Source organism: Collinsella sp. LCP19S3_B11, assembly GCF_052121915.1.
GTDB lineage: Bacteria > Actinomycetota > Coriobacteriia > Coriobacteriales > Coriobacteriaceae > Collinsella.
The window spans coordinates 165311-184926 of the sequence record NZ_JBQKDI010000002.1; the positions used below are offsets into that span (position 1 = coordinate 165311).

Below are 19616 nucleotides of genomic sequence, written 5' to 3' on the forward strand. Positions count from 1 at the left end.
TGGATGGTACATGGCTCGTCGTACGCCTTCTCAATTGAATATGCTGCTCGCCGTCGATAAACCGGTGGGCTGCACGTCCCACGACGTGGTATCGCGGTGCCGGCGCGCCCTCCATGAGCGGCGCGTCGGTCATGCCGGCACGCTCGACCCCATGGCGTCGGGTGTCATGGTGGTGGGCGTGGGCCAGGCTACGCGTCTGCTGGGCATGCTTACCCTCGATACCAAAAGTTACGTCGCCGATATCTCGTTTGGCGCCGAGACCAATACCGACGATGCGGAAGGCGAGGCCGTCCGTACGGTTGCCATTGCACCCGAGCTGCGCGATCCGGCCTATGCCCGTGAGCGCTTGAGCGCCATGCTGGGCCCTCAGATGCAGGTCCCGCCGGCGTTTTCGGCTATTTCGGTCAACGGCGTGCGCGCCTATAAGTCTGCACGTGAGGGCAATGCCGTTGAGTTGCCTGCGCGCCCGGTCGAGGTATATTCTGCCGACCTGATCGCCGTGAGTGGCGAGGGCGATTCCTGCATTTGGACCGTTGCCTTCTCGGTGAGCAAGGGCACCTATATCCGTGCGCTCGCTCGCGACCTGGGTCGCGCCTGCGATAGTGCCGCGCATATTTCCGCGCTGCGCCGTACCGCTTCTGGCATTGTCTCCATCGGTGCCTGCCATGCGGTCGAGGAGCTTTCTGCCGAGTCCGCTGCCGGCTTTGCCTTGGACCCCATTGCGGCCCTCGGCGCCACGCGTGTCGACTTGCCGGGCAATCTTGCGGAAGATCTGCTGTGCGGTCGTCGTATTCCTATTGATCGCGCGCTCGCCGGCTTCGATGCGTCGAAGGCACCGTTTGCGCTGGTGCTCGATGGCGGGCTCAAGGCTTTGGCTCGTATCGAGGATGGTCGCTTTGTGATGGAGCACGTCTTTCCGCAGGCGATCGGCGGTGTTCGATGATGCTGGACCCTCGCGAGCTCGCGCGCACATTTTTTGTGGGCGCGGCGGCGGAGGCCCGCATCGTTTTGGCTGATGCTTTTGGTGACTGCGAGTCTATGGGTGCCGCCTCGATTGCCATCGGCGTGTTCGATGGCGTGCATAGGGGACATCGTGAGCTGATCGACGCGGTCATTCGCGATGCGCGCGTCCACGGCTGCAAAGCGGTTGTCGTAACGTTTGACCCTGATCCAGATGTTGTGGTGAGCCCTGCGCCCGCTCAAAAATTGATGACGACGGCCGACCGCCTGCATGCCCTGGCTCAGACTGGGGTCGATGCCGTGGTGGCTGTTCCCTTTACGCCTGCGGTAGCGTCGCTCGACCACGTGGGCTTTCTTGAGCTGTTGGCGCATGTTGTCGACATTCGCTCCATTCGCGTTGGCAGCGATTTTAGGCTGGGCCGCGGCGGTGCCTCGGGCGTTGCCGAGATGCAGGCATGGGGTGTCGAGCGCGGTGTTGACGTGTATGGGCACAATTTGCTGTGCGAGGCCGGCGAGGCTATCTGCGCCACCCGCATTCGACGTGAGCTGAGCTTGGGCCACGTTGAGCTGGCAGCCGATCTACTCGGCCGTCCCTATATGCTGCGCGGCGGCGTGATTCACGGTCGCCACGAGGGCTCCGATATGGGATTTCCTACGGCAAACCTGTTGGTGCCAAACGGAATTCAGCTGCCTGCCGATGGCGTCTACGAGGGCCTTGTGCTGGTCGACGATACCGTGTGGCCCGCTGCCGTCAACGTGGGCCTGCCGCCGACGTATGCCGACGATGCCGCCTCGGCGCATCTCGAGGCCAACTTGATCGGGTATGCGGGCGACCTGTATGGACGTTCGGTTTCGTTGGCGTTTACGCGTTGGCTGCGTCCTTCGCGCGTGTTCGATTCGCTGGACGAGCTTATTGAGACCGTCGAAGGTAATATTGATGATATCCGTCATAACTTGGGCGAGCAGGGGGTGAGCATCCGTGATTAGCGATGAGGAGAAAGACCAGGTGCGCGCTGCGTCCGACCTGGTTGCCATTGTGCAGGAAACGGTTGAGCTCAAGCCCCGCGGCCATGAGTTTTGGGGTTGCTGCCCCTTCCATGGCGAAAAGACCCCATCGTTTCACATTATCCCCGCTACGCAGGTGTGGCACTGCTTTGGCTGTGGCGAGGGCGGCGACGTCTTCACCTACATCATGAAGCGCGAGAACCTGAGCTTTCCCGAGTCGATTCGCTACCTGGCCGATCGTGCCGGCATTGAGCTGCACGATACCGGCGCGCAGCGCGATCGCGGCACCAAGCGCGCCCGCATCTATGACCTGTGCGCCGAGACGGCCCAGTTCTATCACACCATGCTCATGCGCGGTAAGGACAGCCGTCCGCGCGAGTACTTTGCCAGCCGCGGTATGGGTGGCGACGTCTGCCGTCGCTACTGCCTGGGCTTTGCGCCGGGTCGCAATATGTTGGTGGCCCATCTGTCGCAGAAGGGCTTTACCCCGCAGGAGATGATCGACGCCAACGTGGCCGTGAGCCGCGGGCGCGGACAGCTTGCCGATCGTTTTTACGACCGCGTGATGTTTCCCATCTTTGACGAACAGGGTCATAACATCGCCTTTGGCGGTCGTATTATGGGCGACGGCCAACCCAAGTACCTCAACACCGCCGAGACGAGTGTGTTTCATAAAAAGAGAAACCTCTACGGCTTTAACTGGGCCAAGGAGTTTATCGTCGCGCAGGATACCGCCATCGTGGTGGAGGGATATACCGATTGCATCGCCTGCTGGGAGGCGGGGATCAAAAACGTCGTCGCCACGCTGGGCACGGCGCTGACGGAACATCACGTAAAGACGCTCACCCGTTTTGCCAAGCGTATTGTGTATATGTTCGATGGTGACGCCGCCGGTCAAAAGGCCGCGCGCCGCGCGATTCAGTTTATCGAGCAGGACTCGATGGACCTGCGCTGCGTGGTGCTTCCCGACGGCAACGACCCTATGGAGTTCATCACGGCGCATGGTGGCGAGGCACTGCAGGCGCGTATCGACGCCGCCGAGCCCCTCATGGACTTTGTGTACCGCTCACTGCAGGAGTCGAGCGACATTACCACGCCGGGCGGTCGCGCCAAGGCGCTCGAGGATGCGCTGACGCTCATCTATCCGCTGCGCGATAGCTACATGATCGATACGTACTTTATCCAGATAGCCGACCTTTTGGGCCTGGATTTGGAGACGGTACGCTCGAGCTCGGGCCGTGTGTTTCGCGATGTCGCCAAACGCGAGGACGCCGAGCGTCGTCGCGAGCAGAACTACGAGCGCCAGCGGGCACAGGCCGAGCGCGCAGGAGGCGCGGGCGGTCGGGTGTCCGGTCCGCAGGGGGTATCTCGCGGCGCCTGGGCGTCGGGGACGACGCCGCCGGTATCCGCACCGGTCGAGGAGGAACCGTACGACTATGTGCCGCTCGAGGCCTACGGGGCCGCGCCGGTCGAGGTCGTCGACGATATGCCGCCGATCGATGTGCCTGCTGGCATGGACGCGGCGCCCGCGGGGTCTACTTCGACCGCTTCCGTTCCGGCGACGCCGATCGTGCTGACCGATCTGGAGCGGAAGTCTCTGGCGGGGGAGCGCGAGCTGTTGACGATGCTCACCAGCTACCCCGACCTATTCCGCACGTACGCCGATCGCATCTGCTCGATCGAGTGGGTAGACCCCCGTCACGAGTCCATCGCGTGGGCCGTGCTCGCGACGCCGCCGGGCACCGACCCCGTGGCGTGCATGGACGCCGCGCGCGCGGTGTGTCCCGAGGCGGCTTCGCTCGTCAGCGCCGGGCGCATCTCGGCGACGAGCAAGCACCCCACCGAGACGAACATCGTCTTTATGCTCGATACGCTTGAGCTTTACACCATCAAGCGCCGTATGCGGGCTGCTCAGGCCAAGCTGCGCCAGGACCGGTCGCTCGACGATGACGCGCGCCGTGCATTGACCATGCAGGCCGCGCAGGATTCTTTGCGCCAGCGCGAGCTCCAGAAATCGATTGGCGGCGTGGCCGATCCGTTCCGGTTGATTGGTTTGGAGGCCGCGGGTCCCGATCAGGCCTAGATGTTGTGGTCAATCGGCATGTTATCTGCTATATCCAGTCTGAATTTTGGGTATAGACGTGTAAGTGTGTGCTAAAGTAATGTGTCCTGTGGACTACGAAGGGAGAATCTGTGCCAAATAAGACTGAGAGCACGGGTACTGGGCTGGAATCCTACGTTGCTAAGCTCATGGGCAACGGCTCAAACAGGACTTCGGTAACCGAGGACGAGATCCAGGTCGTCCTGAAGGATATCGATGTTTCTGACGAGCAGCTCAACGCGGTCTATTCCGCGCTGCGCAACAGCGGCATCCAGATTATCTCCGCGAGCGGAAACGACGACGCCCCCATGGACGTCGACGATGACGATAACGATACCGACGATTTCGATGACGACGAGGAGCACGATTCCGGCTCGCTCGACGATCACGAGCTTAAGATGGCCCGTCAGGCCGATGCCGAGATGGGTTCTTGCAAGAGCAAAAAGAAGCGCACCGTCCGCACGTCCCGCTCGCGTTCTCGCGTGCGTGGCATCGATGCCTCCACGGTGATGCTGACCGGTGACCCGGTTCGAATGTACCTTAAGGAGATCGGCAAAGTCGACCTGCTGACCGCCTCCGAAGAGGTCGATCTGGCCATGAAGATCGAGGCCGGTCTCGAGGCCACCGAGAAGCTCGAGGCCGCCGAGGCGGGCGAGATCGAGCTCACCCGCGCCGAGATGCGTCGTCTGACTCGTATCGAGAACGTGGGCCTCGAGGCCAAGCAGGCGCTCATCAGCGCCAACCTCCGTCTGGTCGTCTCCATCGCCAAGCGCTACGTCGGTCGCGGCATGCTGTTCCTGGATCTGATCCAGGAGGGCAACCTCGGTCTGATCCGCGCCGTCGAGAAGTTCGACTACCAGAAGGGCTTCAAGTTCTCCACGTACGCTACGTGGTGGATCCGTCAGGCCATCACGCGCGCCATCGCCGACCAGGCCCGTACCATCCGTATTCCCGTGCACATGGTCGAGACCATCAACAAGCTTGTCCGCGTGCAGCGCCAGCTCCTCCAGGATCTGGGTCGCGACCCGACCCCCGAGGAGATCGGTGCCGAGATGGACATGAGTGCCGACCGCGTCCGCGAGATTCAGAAGATCTCGCAGGAGCCCGTGTCGCTCGAGACTCCTATCGGCGAGGAAGAGGATTCCCAGCTGGGCGACTTTATCGAGGACTCCCAGGCCATCGTTCCGCCCGATGCCGCCAGCTTCTCCATGCTGCAGGAGCAGCTCACCCAGGTGCTCGACTCGCTTGCCGATCGTGAGCGCAAGGTTATTGAGCTGCGCTTTGGACTTGTCGACGGACATCCCCGCACGCTCGAGGAAGTCGGCCGCGAGTTTGGCGTCACGCGCGAGCGCATCCGCCAGATCGAGTCCAAGACCCTGGCCAAGCTCCGCCACCCCAGCCGCAGCAGCAAGCTCAAAGACTATATCGAAAGCTAGTTAAGCAAGAAGCGCCCTCAAGCACATCCGCTTGAGGGCGCTTTCATGTAACAAGGGCCGGCAGTTGGGGCACGGGTAGTCTTTTTGGGACGGGGCTTTTTTAGCTACCCAATCTGGGGCCTTTAAAGCTTGAGCCGCTCATTGAGATAGGGTAGCTAAAAAAGCCCCGTCCCAAAAAGACTACCCTGGGCGTCTGGTTAATTAGTCGTTGGGGACGTTCTTGAATGACTAGTCGTTTAAGAACGTCCCCAACGACTGGGTCGGAAAATTTCTCAAAAAAGTTCTTGCCCTGAGCTGATTCGTCCGTATAATAAACTTCGTTGCTTGAGAGCATGCACCTATTCCTCGGTAGCTCAATGGTAGAGCACGCGGCTGTTAACCGCGCTGTTGTAGGTTCGAGTCCTACCCGGGGAGCCAGAATTTCTCAGCCCAATCTGCTGGGCTTTAAATTCCTCGGTAGCTCAATGGTAGAGCACGCGGCTGTTAACCGCGCTGTTGTAGGTTCGAGTCCTACCCGGGGAGCCAGATTGTAAAACCCGTCGCTTTTGTGGCGGGTTTTTTCATGCCGCGATTGCTTAACGCAAACGTTGCCATATCAACATTTCGTGTCGAGGATGTAATCCCGCGACCCACCACCTCAACATGGCGCGGTCGTTGTAGAATATTGCAATGATTGCTCCCACGACATGGTGCCGCGAGCACCAGATAAGGAGATTCTTGTGTCTGAGACCATTAACGGCAGCCTGAGCGTCTCGAACGACGTTATTGCCGATATTGCCGGTTATGCCGCGATGACGTGCTATGGCGTCGTCGGTATGGCCGAGCAGCTCCAGGGCGCCGAGAGCGTGCGCCTGCTTGCCGGTCAGCGCCTCCGCAAGGGCGTGCTTGTCTCCGCCGACGAGAACGGCCTTACGGTCGACCTTCACGTCGTGCTCGAGAACGGCGTCAACATGAAGTCCGTCTGCCACAATCTTTCGAGCTCCGTTGCCTTCACCCTGCAGGAGATCGCCCAGATCGATCCCGCCAGCCTTAAGATCGGCATTCACATCGACGCGCTCAAGAGCCGTCTGAACTAGCATCCGAAAACGGAGATTCAAATACTCATGATTGTAAAGACCATTCGCACCTGTTTTCCGATCGCTGCGGCTGCCGTTTCCGACAAGGCCGAGGAGATCAATAAACTCAACGTCTTTCCCGTGCCCGACGGCGACACCGGCACCAACATGTCGCTCACGCTCGCCTCGGTGACCAAGGAGCTTTCCGCCCTTCCCGCCGATGCCGATATGGAGGCCATCGCCGGCGCCATCACCCACGGCTCCCTCATGGGCGCCCGCGGCAACTCCGGAGTTATCACCTCGCAGATCCTGCGCGGCGTGGCCGAGGGCCTCGTCTCTGCCGATGAGCCCATCACGTCTGCCGACATCGCGCATGCTTTCCGTCGCGCCGTCAAGGTCGCCTTCCAGGCCGTCCGCAAGCCCATCGAGGGCACGATTCTTACGGTCCTGCGCGACGTCTCGACCAAGGCCGACGAGTGCGAGAAGAAGAAGTTCTCGGCCGAGGACGCGCTCGACGCCATCGTCGTCGAGGCCTACCAGTCTGTGGCTCGCACGCCCGACCTGCTGCCCGTTCTGAAGGAGAACGGCGTGGTCGACTCCGGCGCCTTTGGCTTCGCCATCTTCCTGGAAAACTTCGTTGCCGCTGCTCTGGGCCGCAGCACCGTTGTCGAGGATTTCTCCACAACGTTTGATTCCGCTGGCTCTGCCCGCGATGCGGCCCTCGGTCGCGTCGAGATCGAGGCCAACGACGACTGGGAGGGCTCGGAGTTCCGCTACTGCAACGAGTTCCTCTTTAAGGCCGACGCCCCGTTTGACGAGGACGAGTGCCTTAAGTTCCTGGGTTCCATGGGCGACTGCGAGCTGCTCGTGGGCGCCTACCCCGACTACAAGATCCACGTGCACTCCAACACCCCCAACCTGGTGCTCGAGCACATGCTGCAGCTTGGCCAGATCTACGAGGTCTTTATCCACAACATGGAGATGGAGGCCCACGACCGTACCGCTAAGATCCACGAGGACCAGCAAAAGGCCGCCGAGCCCGCCAAGGCCCTGGGTTTTGTCGCCGTTGCCGCCGGTTCCGGTGAGGCCGACATCCTCAAGTCCCTCGGCGTTGACGTGGTCGTTTCGGGTGGCCAGACCATGAACCCCTCGACCGCCGACCTGCTGGGCGCGGTGGACCAGGTCAACGCGACTTCGGTCATCATCCTGCCCAATAACGGCAATATCCGTATGGCTGCCGAGGCTGCCGCTTCTGCCTGCACCGACAAAAAGGTCGCCGTGGTTCCCACCAAGACCGTTCCGCAGGCGTTCTCCGCTCTGTTCGCGGTGCTGCCCGATTCCGAGCTCGAGGACGCCGTCGCCGCCATGGTCGATGCCATCAGCGAGGTTCGCGATGGCGAGGTCACCCGTGCCGTGCGCGATTCCAGCGCCTCTGACGGCTCGCCGATTCACTCCGGTGACGTCATGGGTATCATTGCCGGCTCCATCGACGTGGTCGGCTCCGATGTGAAGCAGGTCACGCTCGACTGCATCAACCGCATGCAGGAGGAAGAGGAGGGCGACGCGCTGACGATTCTGGCCGGCGAGGAGCTGTCCGATGAGGCCTTCCAGGAGATCGTCGACGCCATCGAGGAGGCTCAGCCCGACCTGGAGATTGACGCCCATCGTGGCGAGCAGCCGCTCTATCCCGTGATCTTCTCGATCGAGTAGGCATCTGCCCATGTCCGAGCTGTGCTCCGTGCCGCGCGTCTCGGAGCGCTTTGCCCAGAGCAATGCGCTCGACGAGGATATCGCGCGACTCAAATATGTTTCGGGTAAACGTGAGGAGGCCCTTCGCCGTCTGGGAATTAGGACGGTGGGGGACCTCCTTCTCCATATCCCTCATCGATATCTGGACTTTACACGCTCCTGGTCCATCGAGATGGCGCCTATCGGTGCGGTGTGCACGATCGTCGCCACGGTCGATCGTATCGTTCAAAAGCAGCCCCGCCCGCGCATGCAGGTTACCGAGGTCTCGCTTGTGGACGAGACGGGCGTGCTGCAAGTCGCTTTTTTCCGCCAGCCCTGGATTGCCCAGCAGCTCAAGCAGGGCGACCGCCTGGCCGTGATGGGTAAGGTCGAATTTGCCTACGGCTTTAAGCAGATGGCCTCGCCGCATTTCGAAAAGCTCGAGGACGGGCGTGCCGCGGGCACCATCCTTCCGGTTCACTATGTGAGCGACGGTGTAAGCCAGGCTTGGATGCGCCGTATCGTGAGCGGCGCGCTCGAGATTGTCGGCAATCCCTTCGACCCGATTCCCGCGCCCCTGCGCGCCAAGCGACGCCTTATGAGCAGCGCCCGTGCGCTGCGTTCGATTCACTTTCCCTCGAGTATGGCCGAGCGCGATATCGCGCGCGCACGGCTTGCCTATGAGGAATGCCTCTATCTTCAGCTGGCGCTTCGTCTGCGCAACGACGGCGGTATGGTCGAGGTGGTTCCCTACACCCATACCGCGGGTGGTCATTTGACGGCGCTTAGGCGGGCCCTGCCGTTTTCGCTGAGCGACGAGCAGGAGGCCGCGTTCCAAGACATCCTGCATGACATGTGCGATGGCGACCACGTGATGAACCGCTTGCTGCTGGGCGATGTCGGTACCGGCAAGACCGCCGTCGCCGCCTGCGCGCTGGCAGTCGCGGCCGATTCGGGTACCCAGTCCTGCGTCATGGCACCCACGGGCGTGCTGGCGCGTCAATATGCCGATAAGACCGGCCCTTTGCTCTCGCAGGCCGGTATGTCCTGGGCGCTCCTGACGGGTGCTACCCCGGCCGCCGAGCGCGAGCGCATCCATGCACAGCTGCAGTCTGGTGAGCTTGATGTGCTCTTTGGTACCCATGCGGTCCTTTCGGATAACGTAACGTTTAAACATCTTTCACTCGTCGTTATCGACGAGCAGCATCGGTTTGGCGTGGGGCAGCGCAATGCCCTGCGTGCCAAAGGCCCAGGTGCGGACTTGCTCGTTATGACGGCCACGCCTATTCCGCGCACACTGGCGCTTTCGGTCTATGGCGACCTGGACACGTCCATCATTCGTCATCGCCCCGTTCCCGGGGCCGGCGTCTCGACGCGCGTGCTCACCGAGTCGAGCCGCGACCTGGCCTACGGTGCCATTCGCGAGGCGCATGCCCAAGGACAGCAGGCTTACGTTATCTGCCCGCTTGTGGAGCCGAGTGACTCCGCGGACGATTTGGAAGACGTTCCCGGCATTGCTCGCGACGATGAAGGTCGCGTGACGGTGCCCGTGCCGTTACACGACACCGCGACCGAGCTCGACCGCCTGCGTCTGGCATTGCCGGGGCTTTCCGTCGAGCGTCTTCACGGCCGCATGCCGGCGGGGGAGAAGGACCGCGTGATCGACGCCTTTAAGCGCGGCGAGATCGACGTGCTCGTCTCGACTACGGTGGTCGAGGTGGGCGTCGACGTACCTAACGCCACCGTCATGGTTATCGAGAACGGCGAGCGCTTTGGCTTGGCGGCCCTGCATCAGCTTAGAGGCCGCGTGGGCCGCGGCAGCGTGTCGGGCACGTGCCTGGTCATGACGCATTCCAAGGGCAATGGCGGTGTGTCTGCTGCGCAAGACCGCCTGCGGGCGCTCGAAAAGACCTCTGACGGTTTTGCACTTGCGCAGATGGACCTGCGTTTGCGCCACGAGGGCGAAATTTTGGGTTATCGCCAACATGGCGGTGTGACCCTGCGCTTTGTGGACCTGGACGCCGACGAGGATCTTATCGAATGGGCCCATTTGGACGCGGTCGAGCTCTTGCGGTATGCTTGCAACCTTGACTCCGTGGCGACGCGTCCCTTGCGCGATGCGGTCGCCACGCGTTATCGACATATCTTCAAGGAGGTCAGCGGAGGATGAGAATCATCGGCGGTGAATGGCGCGGCCGCAAGATCGAAGAGCCGCGTGGGCGCGATGTCACCCGTCCCACGACCGACCGCGTGCGCGAGGCATGTGCGTCCATGGTCATGTCGGTATTCGATTTCGATCTGGACGAGGTCCGCGTGCTGGATGCCTTTGGCGGCTCCGGTGCCCTGGGAATCGAGATGCTCTCGCGCGGCGCTCGCTCGCTCATCACGTTCGAGATCGATCGCAATGCCGCCCGACTGATCACTAAGAATATCGAGTCGCTGTGTCGCGACCGCTCGCGTTGGCGCGTCGTTACCGGCGATGTGTTGGCGAGCGCCTCGCGCGGCCGTGTTCCGGGCGGCCCCTTTGATCTGGTCCTGCTCGATCCACCCTATGCCTTTGGTGCCGAGCCGGTCGAGGAGCTGCTGCGCAATCTTGCCCAGCAGGGCTTGCTGGCACCAGGGGCCTTTGCCCTGTTTGAGCATGCCGCAAGCGACGCGGGCGCTCATCCAGCTGGTTTTGAGACCGTGCGAGAGAAACGCTACGGCATTACCTCGGTTGACTTGCTGCGCTGGATGGCCGCGGACGAGTGCGACCATGCTAATGACAGCGATATTGACGAGGACGTGCCTTTGGAGGATACCCATGAATGACACTATCAACCGCGTGATCGTTCCGGGTACGTTTGACCCCATCACGTTTGGTCACATCGATGTAATCCGCCGCGCCCGCCGCATTTTTCCCAGCGTGATTGTCGCCGTGGCGGAGTCGCAGGGCAAAAACGGCGTGGGCACTACCTTTATGCTCGATGAGCGCGTGGCGTTGGCCCGCGAGGCCCTGGGCGATATTGACGGTGTCGAGGTACTGCCCTTTACCGGCCTGTTGGTCGATTTTGCCCGTGAGCAGGGTGCGGGTGCTGTGGTCAAGGGCCTGCGCGCCATGACCGACTTTGAGTACGAGCTGCAGCAGGCGGACCTCAACTATCGCCTGGACAACGAGCTTGAGTCCATTTTTGTCATGAGTGCGCCGCAGTACGGCTATATCTCGAGCTCGGTGGTTCGTCAGATCGCATCGCTCGGAAGCGATGTGTCGACGTTTGTGCCGCCCAATGTGGTCGAAGCGCTTAAACATCGCTTTTCGTGACGTTTCATATTGCCTGATGGCATGTGGTAAACTAACACGATGACATGTTACCTATGAAAGGAGACCGGATGCCGGGCGAGAATTTTCCTGGCGACAGGATCGTGAGCCTTGTCGAGGAGCTCGAGGGGCTCATCGAAGAGGCTAAGACGCCGTTCGGCAAGAATGCCCAGATGAAGGTTATCGATGCCGACGTCTTCTTTAACATCCTTGACGAGATCCGTATGAGCTACCCCGAGGAGTGGCAGAAGTCCCGTCGCATCCTCAAGGAGCGCGACGAGCTTATGGCTTCCGCCGCCGCTCAGGCCGATTCCATCATTGCCGATGCTCAGCAGCAGGCACTCACCATTGCCGGTGAGCAGGAGATCGTCCGCTTGGCGCAGCAGCAGGCCGACGATATCCGTGATCGTGCCCAGCAGTACGAGCGCGAGACGCGCTATGCGGCCGAGGATTATGCCGAGCAGGTCTTTACGCACCTCGAGGAGAACCTCAAGAGCCTGACCGGCACCGTTACCCGTTGCCGTCAGCAGCTCAACGAGGGCGCCGCCCAGCAGAACGGTCAGTGGTAATGGCTGAGTTCCCGAGCGTTACCGTCGATCTTTCCGAGCAGCTTGAGTTTCCCGGAGACTCGTATCCGCTGACCGGCAAGGTCGATGTCGCCACCTACACGGTGGGCGAGAAGGAGTACCAGCTGCAGGACGGCATTGCTTACGACGTGGTTTTTACCAATGCGGGCACCGGTGTTCTGCTCTCCGGCATGGTTCGAGCGCACGTCACCGGCGAATGCGACCGCTGCCTTGAGCTCGCCTCGTTTGATATCGCCGGCGAGATCGAGGAGTTCTACCTCTTTGATGAGCCCGAGGATCCCGAGGCCTACGAGGACGGTTACGAGCTTTTGGGCGAGGACCGCATTGTCGATCTGGGGGAGCCCATTAACGACGCCGTTGTCATGGACACGCCGTTTGTGGTGCTCTGCAAGCCCGATTGCCGCGGCCTGTGCCCCACCTGCGGCATCAATCTCAACGTCGAGCAATGCGATTGCGCCGCCCAGGCCGAGGCCGAATGGGCCGCTGCCACGGAAAATCCATTTGCAGCATTGAAGAATCTCAATCTTGATGAGTAAAAATGTGGTAGTATCGCTACTTGCGCGTAATCGCCACACTGGATAGTTCATAAGGAAGGTCACTATGCCCGTACCTAAACAAAAGCAGGGTCGTATCCGTACCCATACCCGTCGTTCCGCCAACATGAAGATCTCGGCTGCGGCTCAGTCCACGTGCCCCCGTTGCGGCGCTGTCAAGCTCCCGCACCACGTGTGCCCCAGCTGCGGTTTCTACAAGGACCGCGAGGTTATCGTTACCGAGTAACTGTATACTCTGGATACGATGCCGTTCCAACTGGAACCACAATGGCCGGCTCAATGAGTCGGCCATTTTTGTATAAGGAGCACTTGAAATGAGTAACGTTCGCGTTTGTGTAGACGTTGTGGGCGGAGACGAGAAGCCCCAAGTTGTCCTCGACGGTATTGAGGCCGCACTTGCCGCCGATCCCGATATCGAGGTCATCGCTGTTGGCCCCGCCGATATCGTCAACCCCTTTGCCGCGGCGCACGCGCGCGTGGAGGCTCTGGAGGCCCCCGATGTCATCGCCATGGACGACGATCCCATCCGCGCCGTGATGACCAAGCGTAAGTCTTCGATTGTGCTTGCCTGCCGTGCTATTAAGAAGGGCAACGCGGACGCGTTTTTCTCCGCGGGGTCGACCGGCGCCATGACGGCTGCCGCCACCGCCTACGTGACGCCGTTTAGATATTTGGTAGAGGGTAAGAAGCAGCCGGTGCGCCCATGCCTCACCAATGCGCTGCCCAACCGTGCCGGTGGCCTTACGGTACTATGTGACATGGGGGCCAACCCCGATGTCGAGGTCGACGACATGGTCCGCTTTGCCCAGATGGGTGCAGCCTATGCCCGCGTGGTCCTGGGCATCGAACATCCGCGTGTGGGCCTGCTTGGCAACGGCACCGAGGACGAGAAGGGTTCTAACTTTACCAAGGCGTGCTTCCCGGCTATGAAAGCCGCGGTCCCCGGTTTTGTGGGCAACTGCGAGGGCACCGATCTTACGTCGGGCAATTTTGACGTTGTGGTCGCCGACGGCATGTCGGGCAATATTGCGCTCAAGGCAACCGAGGGCGCTGCCAAGTTTTTGCTGCAAGAGCTCAAGGGCGCCTTTATGTCTTCGCTCGGTACCAAGATCGCCGCGCTGCTCATCAAAAAGCAGATGCGCCAGATGAAAGCCAAGCTCTCGGGCGATGCCAAGGGCGGCGCGATCCTGCTGGGCCTTCGCGGCGTCGTTTTGATTGGCCATGGCGCCACGTCGGCCGAAGCCGTTAAAAACGGTACGCTCGCCGCGGCTCAGGCCGTTCGAGCCGGGCTTATCGAAAGCATTGCCAATTCCATGGAAGGTATCGTTTAGCAAGAGCTCCGTTACGTGGCTCAAGCTATGCATCGTGGGGTAGAATCGGAGCCGTGCTGCAATGCGGCTTCCGCCCGCGCGACACATTGTATTCCACGACTTATGAGAGGATGCGCTATGGATCGCTCCGAAATCTTTGACAAGATCGCCGAGCTCGCTGCCGACGTGCTGGGCGTTGACGTTGCCGAGATCAGTGATGAGACAACTTTTGACGACCTCGATGCCAATTCGCTCGAGCGCCTGCAGCTGGTGACGGCCATCGAGGACGAGTTTGACCTCGAGATCGATGACGAGACCCTGTTGTCGCTTACCTCCGTTGCCGACGCCGTCGACGCTATCGAAAACGCCAGGGAGGCCTAGGTCTTGGCTTTATCTCAACGACTCACGCGCGCTCAGGAAATCCTGGGCCATGAGTTTAATAACAAGGTGCTGCTACGCGCGGCGCTCACCCACCCCTCGGCAGTAGAGGGGCAGCCGGTCTCTGCCAGCTATGAGCGGCTTGAGTTTTTGGGTGACTCCATTCTGGGCGCCGTGGTTGCCCGTTCGCTCTTTGAGTCTTATCCCGAGTTCGATGAAGGCAAGCTCACGCGTCTGAAGGTATCGCTTGTTTCGGGTGCCACGCTGTCCGAGGTTTCGCACGAGCTGGGCATCGACGACATCATCATCTTTGGTGCCTCCGAGACCGGTACCGGCGCGCGCGGCCTTAACTCGGCGCTCGAGAACGTCTATGAGTCGCTCGTGGGTGCGTTGTACCTCGATGCCGGCTGGGATGCGGCGGCGGAGTTCATCCACCGCACGCTTAAGCCCCATTTGGCCTCCGAGCGTGCCGAGCACCCCGCGAACCCCAAGTCGTTCTTGCAGGAGTGCGTGCAGGCAGACGGTCACGAGCCCCCGGCATACAAGCTGGTAGGCTCCGAGGGCCCGGCACATGCGCCCACCTTTACCGCCGTGGTGCTTGTCGACGGTATCCGTCAGGGCCGCGGCACCGGCGCCTCTAAGAAAGAGGCCGAGGGAGCCGCTGCACTCGAGGCGCTCGACCGCATGGGTTACACCACCAACGGTGTGATTCTCAACAAGAAGCCCGTTTAAGCGAGGAACCGTGTATCTCAAGTCCCTTACGCTCAAAGGGTTCAAGTCGTTTGCCGACCGCGCCCATATGACGTTTGAGCCGGGCCTGACCGTCATCGTCGGTCCTAACGGCTCGGGAAAATCGAATATCTCCGATTCGATTCTGTGGGTACTGGGTGAGCAGAGCGCCAAGCAGCTGCGCGGCCAGGCCATGGAGGACGTCATCTTCTCGGGCTCGTCGGCGCGCAAGCCGGTGGGCGTTGCCGAGGTCACGCTGGTGCTCGATAACTCGGACCATGTGCTGCCTGTCGACTTTGACGAGGTTGCTATCACCCGCCGCATGTATCGTTCGGGCGAGAGCGAATACCTCATCAATTCGAGTCCGTGCCGCCTGATGGATATCCAGGACATTTTGCACGATTCGGGCTTGGGTAAGGATACGCATTCCATTATCAGCCAGGGCAAGCTCGATGCCATTTTGCAGAGCCGTCCCGAGGAGCGCCGCGTCCTTATCGAGGAGGCTGCCGGCATTTCCAAGCACAAGCGCCGCAAGGAGCGTGCGCTCAAAAAGATTAAGTCGATGGACGAGCACCTTACTCGTGCCCGCGACATCAATAAGGAGATTGCCCGTCAGCTGCGACCGTTGGAGCGTCAGGTCGATCGCGCGCGCAAGTACAAAGAGCTGTCCTCGCGCGCGAACGAGCTTACGCAGATGCTGGCCGTTGACGAGCTTCGTTCGCTGCAGTCGCAGTGGAACGATCTGGAGAGCCGTTCCAAAGAGGGTGCCGCCGAGCTGGAGCTTGCGCAGTACCGCTTGGGCGAAAAGGAGCGCGAGCTCGAGAAGCTCCAGGTGATGCTCGAGGAAAAGGGCCTGTTTGTGGGTGACTTGGGCGAACAGCGCCGTCATATGCAAGATGTGGTCGGCCGTATTAACTCCGATATGCGCCTGCTCGAGGAAAAGGGCCACAATATGGTGTCGCGCCTGTCCGATATGCGCGGCCAGATTTCGAGCTCCGAGCATCAGCGTCGTCGCGTGGTCGAGGAGCTCGAGGATGCACGTGCCCAGCTTGAGGAAGTGACCGGTGCGCACATGCAAGCCCAGGACGACGTTGACGCCGCCGGCCCTGCCGCCGCCGAGCTCCACGAGCGCCGTGTTGCGCTCGACAATCAGATTTCGCAGCTTACGCGCGAGCAACGCGATGTGCAGCGCGTGGCCGACAAGGCTGCGCTCGAGCTTGCCAAGGTGAAAGACTCGCTGAGCAATGCCGAGGTCGAGGACAACATGTATGCCTCGCGCCTGGAGCAGATTGACGAGCAGCTCGAGGAGGTCACGGCCTCGCTCGAGAGCCGTCGCGACCGCGCCGAGGAGCTCGACGGCGCGCTCAATCAGGCTCGCCAAGCCCAGGCCGATGCGCGCCAGGCCACCGAGGTCGCCCGTGCGGCGTTGAAGGACTTGCGCGCCCGTGAGAGCGAGTCGCGCAACAAGCTGTCCGAGGTGCGCTCTGAGCTTGCGAGCCAAAAGAAGCTCGATGCCCGTATGGCCGATAGCTCGCCGTTGGTGAGCCGTCTGGTAGGGGCATTGGGCGATGACGTAACGGGCCGTCTGGGCGACGTGCTCGAGGCGCCGCTTGAGCTTGAGGGCCTGGTCGAGCAGCTGCTTGCCGGCGATATCGATGCCCTGTTGTTTGATGACGCCGCCACGCTTGAGCGTGCCGGTCGTGCGGCTTTAGACCAAAAGAAGGCCTCGGGCGAGGCACTGCTGGTGGCGCGTGGTGTGAGCGGCTCTGCTGCTGCCGAGGGCGCTGCCGGTTCGCGTCTGGTTGATTGCCTGTCCGTGCGTGCCGGTTATGGCCCGATTGTCGAGGCGCTGCTCGGCGGCTATTACGTGGTCGATGACTTGCCTTGTGCGCTGGCGGCACCAGTCGTTGACGGTGTGACCTATGTGACGCCCGATGGCGCTCGCGTGAGCTTTGGTGGCCTGGTGCGCGTGGGGCTCGATGCCGGCGAGGCCTCGGGTGCCCTGGAGCGGAAGCGCCGCATTCGCGAGCTCGAAGGCCTGGAGCCCGATTTGGCTGCAGTTTTTGAGCATGTGTCGAACCAGGTTACCGAGGCCAATGCGGCCGTCGAGGAGGCGCGTGCCGCCGAGGGTGATGCCGCCGGCGAGATCGCCCGTCTTGAGGGCGAGCGCCGCTCGCTGCTCTCCGAGATTGGCCGCCTGGAGCAAAGCGCCAACAACGCCGAGGTCGAGCGTGCGCGCATCTCCAGGCGCCGCGAGCAGGCGGCGGAGGCCGTGAACGCCGCGCGCCCGCGCGTTGACGAGCTCACCCGTTCGCGTGACGAGGCCCGTGCGCAGGCAAGCGACCTGGGTCTCCAGATTGCCGAAGCCAACGACGAGCTCGATCGCGTGCGCCGTGACGATTCCGAGGCAGCCGGTAAGCTCGCCGATGCCAAGGTGCGCCTGGCCCAGACGAGCGAGCGCCTGCGTTCGCTGAAGGGCCGCGTGCCCGATCTGGAGCATCGCCTGGAGGGCATTGACCGCCGTATCCGCGGAACACGTCAGGCTTCGCGCTCGCTCGAGCTGCTGCGCCTGCGTGTCGATCCTATGCACGAGCGCTATTCGGCCCTGCTGGAGCGTGCATCTGATTGGGCTGCGCGCCTGCGTGACCAGGCCTCACTCGAGGAGGCAGACTCGGCTTCGCTCAAGAAAACCATCGAGGATGCCAAGGCCGAGGTCTCCCGCGCCAAGGAGCGGGTCGATGCCGCCACGGCGACTCAAAACGAGTTCAAGGTCGCGCGCGGCAAGCTCGAGGTGCAGGTAGAGGCGGCCATCAAGGCCATTACCGCCGATGGCACCACCGTGCTTGAGGAAGCGCTCATGCTTCCTGCTCCCACCGACCGCGACGCCGCCGAGCGCGAGCTCAACCAGCTCGTGCGCCAGATCAACAACCTGGGCCCTGTGAACCAGGTTGCCATGGAGGAGTACGAGCAGCTCAAGCGCCGCGCCGATTACATCGAGGAGCAGCTGGCCGATCTGGAGAGCGCGCGCAAGGCGCTCACCAAGATTACCGTGGCCATCGACCGCAAGATGCGCAAAGCCTTCTTGGTGACCTTCGAAAAGGTCGATGCGAACTTCCGCGAGATCTTCGCCATGCTGTTCCCGGGTGGCCAGGCACATCTGGAGATGACCGACCCCGAGCACCCGGCCGAGACGGGCATCGAGGTCGTGGCGCAGCCGCGCGGCAAGCGCATCACCAAGATGATGCTCATGTCGGGCGGCGAGAAGAGCCTGACGGCGCTCGCCTTGCTCTTTGCCGTGTATCGCACGCGTACGGTGCCGTTCTATGTGCTGGACGAGGTCGAGGCGGCGCTCGATGACGCCAACCTGTCCAAGCTCATCGGCGCGCTCGACGTGCTGCGTTCCGATACGCAGCTCTTGGTTATCTCGCATCAGCGCCGTACTATGGAGGACGCTGACGTCCTCTACGGCGTCTCGATGCAAGCTGACGGCGTCAGTCGCGTCGTCTCGCAAAAACTCGATCGCGAAACCGGAAAGGTCGTGAATGCATAATGGGATTCTTCGATGCTCTCTCGCGCGGACTTGAGCGCAGCCGCGAGGCCCTCAACGAGGTCTTTTACTTTGGCGGCGAGGTCGACGAGGATTTTTGGGAGGACCTAGAGGACACCCTCGTCATGGGTGACATGGGTGCCGAGGTCGCCATCCAGGTCTCCGACGACCTGCGCGATGCCGCGGCCAAGAAGAACCTCAAGACCGCCCCGCAACTCCGTCGGGCCCTGGCCGAGCAGCTCGAGCAGCATTTTGTACCCGTCGAGCGCGATCCGTTCGCCGACACGCCGAGCTGCGTGCTGTTTGTGGGCATCAACGGTGCCGGCAAGACCACTACGGTCGGCAAGATCGCGAGCGCCATGGCTGCCCGTGGCAAGAACGTCGTGATCGGCTCGGCCGATACCTTCCGTGCTGCCGCCATCGAACAGCTCGATGTGTGGGGCCAGCGCGCCGGCGTCCCCGTCATAAAGCGCGACCGCGGCTCAGACCCGGCAAGCGTTTGCTACGACGTGCTCGACGAGGCCGATAAGCGCGGCAGCGACCTGGTGCTCATCGACACCGCCGGCCGTCTGCATACGAGCCCCGAGCTCATGCGCGAGCTTGCCAAGGTGGTCAACGTGACGCGTAAGCGCGCCGCCAATATGGCCGCCGGCCCCATGCCCGTCTCGGTCGTCCTCGTGATCGATGCCGCGACGGGCCAAAACGGCCTGAACCAGGCGCTCGAGTTTAATGAGGCGCTGGGTCTGGACGGTATTATCATGACTAAGCTCGACGGCACGGCAAAGGGCGGTATCGCCATGGCCGTGGCCGAGAAGCTCAAGCTCCCGATCCTGCGCGTGGGCGTGGGCGAGCAGGTCGATGACCTGCAGGAGTTTAATGCCAAAGATTTCTGCCGCGCCCTGGTGGGCGAGTCCAACTAAGGAGTGAC

At 61.8% G+C, this 19616-nt stretch carries 17 protein-coding genes and 2 tRNA genes; all 19 read left to right on the forward strand.

The genetic code is table 11. From position 1 onward, the window contains the following. Positions 1-10: 10 nt before the first annotated feature. Positions 11-943, forward strand: coding sequence for a tRNA pseudouridine(55) synthase TruB (gene truB, locus ACTQV4_RS02350; RefSeq protein WP_441538344.1), 933 nt, complete (start codon positions 11-13; stop codon positions 941-943). Continuing rightward, positions 940-1947: a riboflavin biosynthesis protein RibF gene (gene ribF / locus ACTQV4_RS02355; RefSeq protein WP_441560407.1), complete on the forward strand. Its 1008-nt coding sequence runs from the start codon at positions 940-942 to the stop codon at positions 1945-1947. Before truB ends, ribF begins: the two co-directional genes overlap by 4 nt. Next, on the forward strand, positions 1940-4048 hold the full coding sequence (dnaG, locus tag ACTQV4_RS02360; protein ID WP_441560406.1) for a DNA primase: 2109 nt from the start codon (positions 1940-1942) through the stop codon (positions 4046-4048). Before ribF ends, dnaG begins: the two co-directional genes overlap by 8 nt. Positions 4049-4158: 110 nt before the next feature. Beyond that, entirely contained in the window at positions 4159-5502 is a 1344-nt protein-coding gene (rpoD, locus tag ACTQV4_RS02365) for an RNA polymerase sigma factor RpoD (RefSeq protein ID WP_370450567.1), read from the forward strand. A gap of 342 nt (positions 5503-5844) precedes the next feature. Next, positions 5845-5919: transfer RNA gene (locus ACTQV4_RS02370), tRNA-Asn, on the forward strand. A gap of 33 nt (positions 5920-5952) precedes the next feature. Continuing rightward, a tRNA-Asn gene (locus tag ACTQV4_RS02375) sits at positions 5953-6027 on the forward strand. 161 nt (positions 6028-6188) lie between these two features. Next, complete coding sequence (locus ACTQV4_RS02380; protein WP_187361832.1) at positions 6189-6578, forward strand: Asp23/Gls24 family envelope stress response protein; 390 nt, start codon at positions 6189-6191, stop codon at positions 6576-6578. A gap of 27 nt (positions 6579-6605) precedes the next feature. Continuing rightward, positions 6606-8267, forward strand: coding sequence for a DAK2 domain-containing protein (locus ACTQV4_RS02385; RefSeq protein WP_427728121.1), 1662 nt, complete (start codon positions 6606-6608; stop codon positions 8265-8267). A gap of 10 nt (positions 8268-8277) precedes the next feature. Beyond that, positions 8278-10455, forward strand: a complete 2178-nt coding sequence (gene recG / locus ACTQV4_RS02390) for an ATP-dependent DNA helicase RecG (RefSeq protein WP_441569224.1) — start codon at positions 8278-8280, stop codon at positions 10453-10455. Further along, a complete protein-coding gene (gene rsmD, locus ACTQV4_RS02395; protein WP_441569225.1) occupies positions 10452-11096 on the forward strand; it encodes a 16S rRNA (guanine(966)-N(2))-methyltransferase RsmD in 645 nt (214 codons plus the stop codon). The genes recG and rsmD overlap by 4 nt, the downstream gene beginning before the upstream one ends. After that, positions 11089-11586 (forward strand): pantetheine-phosphate adenylyltransferase, encoded by a 498-nt coding sequence (gene coaD / locus ACTQV4_RS02400; protein WP_154515440.1) that lies wholly within the window; start codon positions 11089-11091, stop codon positions 11584-11586. The genes rsmD and coaD overlap by 8 nt, the downstream gene beginning before the upstream one ends. Positions 11587-11654: 68 nt before the next feature. Beyond that, positions 11655-12152 (forward strand): ATPase, encoded by a 498-nt coding sequence (locus ACTQV4_RS02405; protein WP_154515443.1) that lies wholly within the window; start codon positions 11655-11657, stop codon positions 12150-12152. Further along, the gene (locus ACTQV4_RS02410) at positions 12152-12706 is read left to right on the forward strand and encodes a YceD family protein (RefSeq protein WP_441569226.1); all 555 of its coding nucleotides are present in this window, start codon (positions 12152-12154) and stop codon (positions 12704-12706) included. Before ACTQV4_RS02405 ends, ACTQV4_RS02410 begins: the two co-directional genes overlap by 1 nt. Before the next feature lie 64 nt (positions 12707-12770). After that, positions 12771-12950, forward strand: a complete 180-nt coding sequence (gene rpmF, locus ACTQV4_RS02415; RefSeq protein ID WP_022094017.1) for a 50S ribosomal protein L32 — start codon at positions 12771-12773, stop codon at positions 12948-12950. Between the two features lie 88 nt (positions 12951-13038). Continuing rightward, entirely contained in the window at positions 13039-14055 is a 1017-nt protein-coding gene (gene plsX / locus ACTQV4_RS02420; RefSeq protein WP_154515449.1) for a phosphate acyltransferase PlsX, read from the forward strand. Between the two features lie 117 nt (positions 14056-14172). Further along, positions 14173-14415, forward strand: coding sequence for an acyl carrier protein (locus tag ACTQV4_RS02425; protein WP_441569227.1), 243 nt, complete (start codon positions 14173-14175; stop codon positions 14413-14415). Positions 14416-14418: 3 nt separating this feature from the next. Then, entirely contained in the window at positions 14419-15144 is a 726-nt protein-coding gene (gene rnc, locus ACTQV4_RS02430; protein WP_154515455.1) for a ribonuclease III, read from the forward strand. A gap of 10 nt (positions 15145-15154) precedes the next feature. Continuing rightward, positions 15155-18691, forward strand: coding sequence for a chromosome segregation protein SMC (gene smc, locus ACTQV4_RS02435; RefSeq protein ID WP_441569228.1), 3537 nt, complete (start codon positions 15155-15157; stop codon positions 18689-18691). Beyond that, entirely contained in the window at positions 18691-19608 is a 918-nt protein-coding gene (gene ftsY, locus ACTQV4_RS02440; protein ID WP_271807278.1) for a signal recognition particle-docking protein FtsY, read from the forward strand. The genes smc and ftsY overlap by 1 nt, the downstream gene beginning before the upstream one ends. Positions 19609-19616 lie beyond the last annotated feature (8 nt).

Excerpts from the sequence above, each read along its gene's own strand:
- truB (WP_441538344.1), top strand. The coding sequence starts at position 11 with ATGGCTCGTCGTACGCCTTCTCAATTGAATATGCTGCTCGCCGTCGAT.
- ribF (WP_441560407.1), top strand. The coding sequence starts at position 940 with ATGATGCTGGACCCTCGCGAGCTCGCGCGCACATTTTTTGTGGGCGCG.
- ACTQV4_RS02380 (WP_187361832.1), top strand. The coding sequence starts at position 6,189 with ATGGTGCCGCGAGCACCAGATAAGGAGATTCTTGTGTCTGAGACCATT.
- ACTQV4_RS02385 (WP_427728121.1), top strand. The coding sequence starts at position 6,606 with ATGATTGTAAAGACCATTCGCACCTGTTTTCCGATCGCTGCGGCTGCC.
- recG (WP_441569224.1), top strand. The coding sequence starts at position 8,278 with ATGTCCGAGCTGTGCTCCGTGCCGCGCGTCTCGGAGCGCTTTGCCCAG.
- rsmD (WP_441569225.1), top strand. The coding sequence starts at position 10,452 with ATGAGAATCATCGGCGGTGAATGGCGCGGCCGCAAGATCGAAGAGCCG.
- coaD (WP_154515440.1), top strand. The coding sequence starts at position 11,089 with ATGAATGACACTATCAACCGCGTGATCGTTCCGGGTACGTTTGACCCC.
- ACTQV4_RS02405 (WP_154515443.1), top strand. The coding sequence starts at position 11,655 with ATGCCGGGCGAGAATTTTCCTGGCGACAGGATCGTGAGCCTTGTCGAG.
- ACTQV4_RS02410 (WP_441569226.1), top strand. The coding sequence starts at position 12,152 with ATGGCTGAGTTCCCGAGCGTTACCGTCGATCTTTCCGAGCAGCTTGAG.
- rpmF (WP_022094017.1), top strand. The coding sequence starts at position 12,771 with ATGCCCGTACCTAAACAAAAGCAGGGTCGTATCCGTACCCATACCCGT.
- plsX (WP_154515449.1), top strand. The coding sequence starts at position 13,039 with ATGAGTAACGTTCGCGTTTGTGTAGACGTTGTGGGCGGAGACGAGAAG.
- ACTQV4_RS02425 (WP_441569227.1), top strand. The coding sequence starts at position 14,173 with ATGGATCGCTCCGAAATCTTTGACAAGATCGCCGAGCTCGCTGCCGAC.
- ftsY (WP_271807278.1), top strand. The coding sequence starts at position 18,691 with ATGGGATTCTTCGATGCTCTCTCGCGCGGACTTGAGCGCAGCCGCGAG.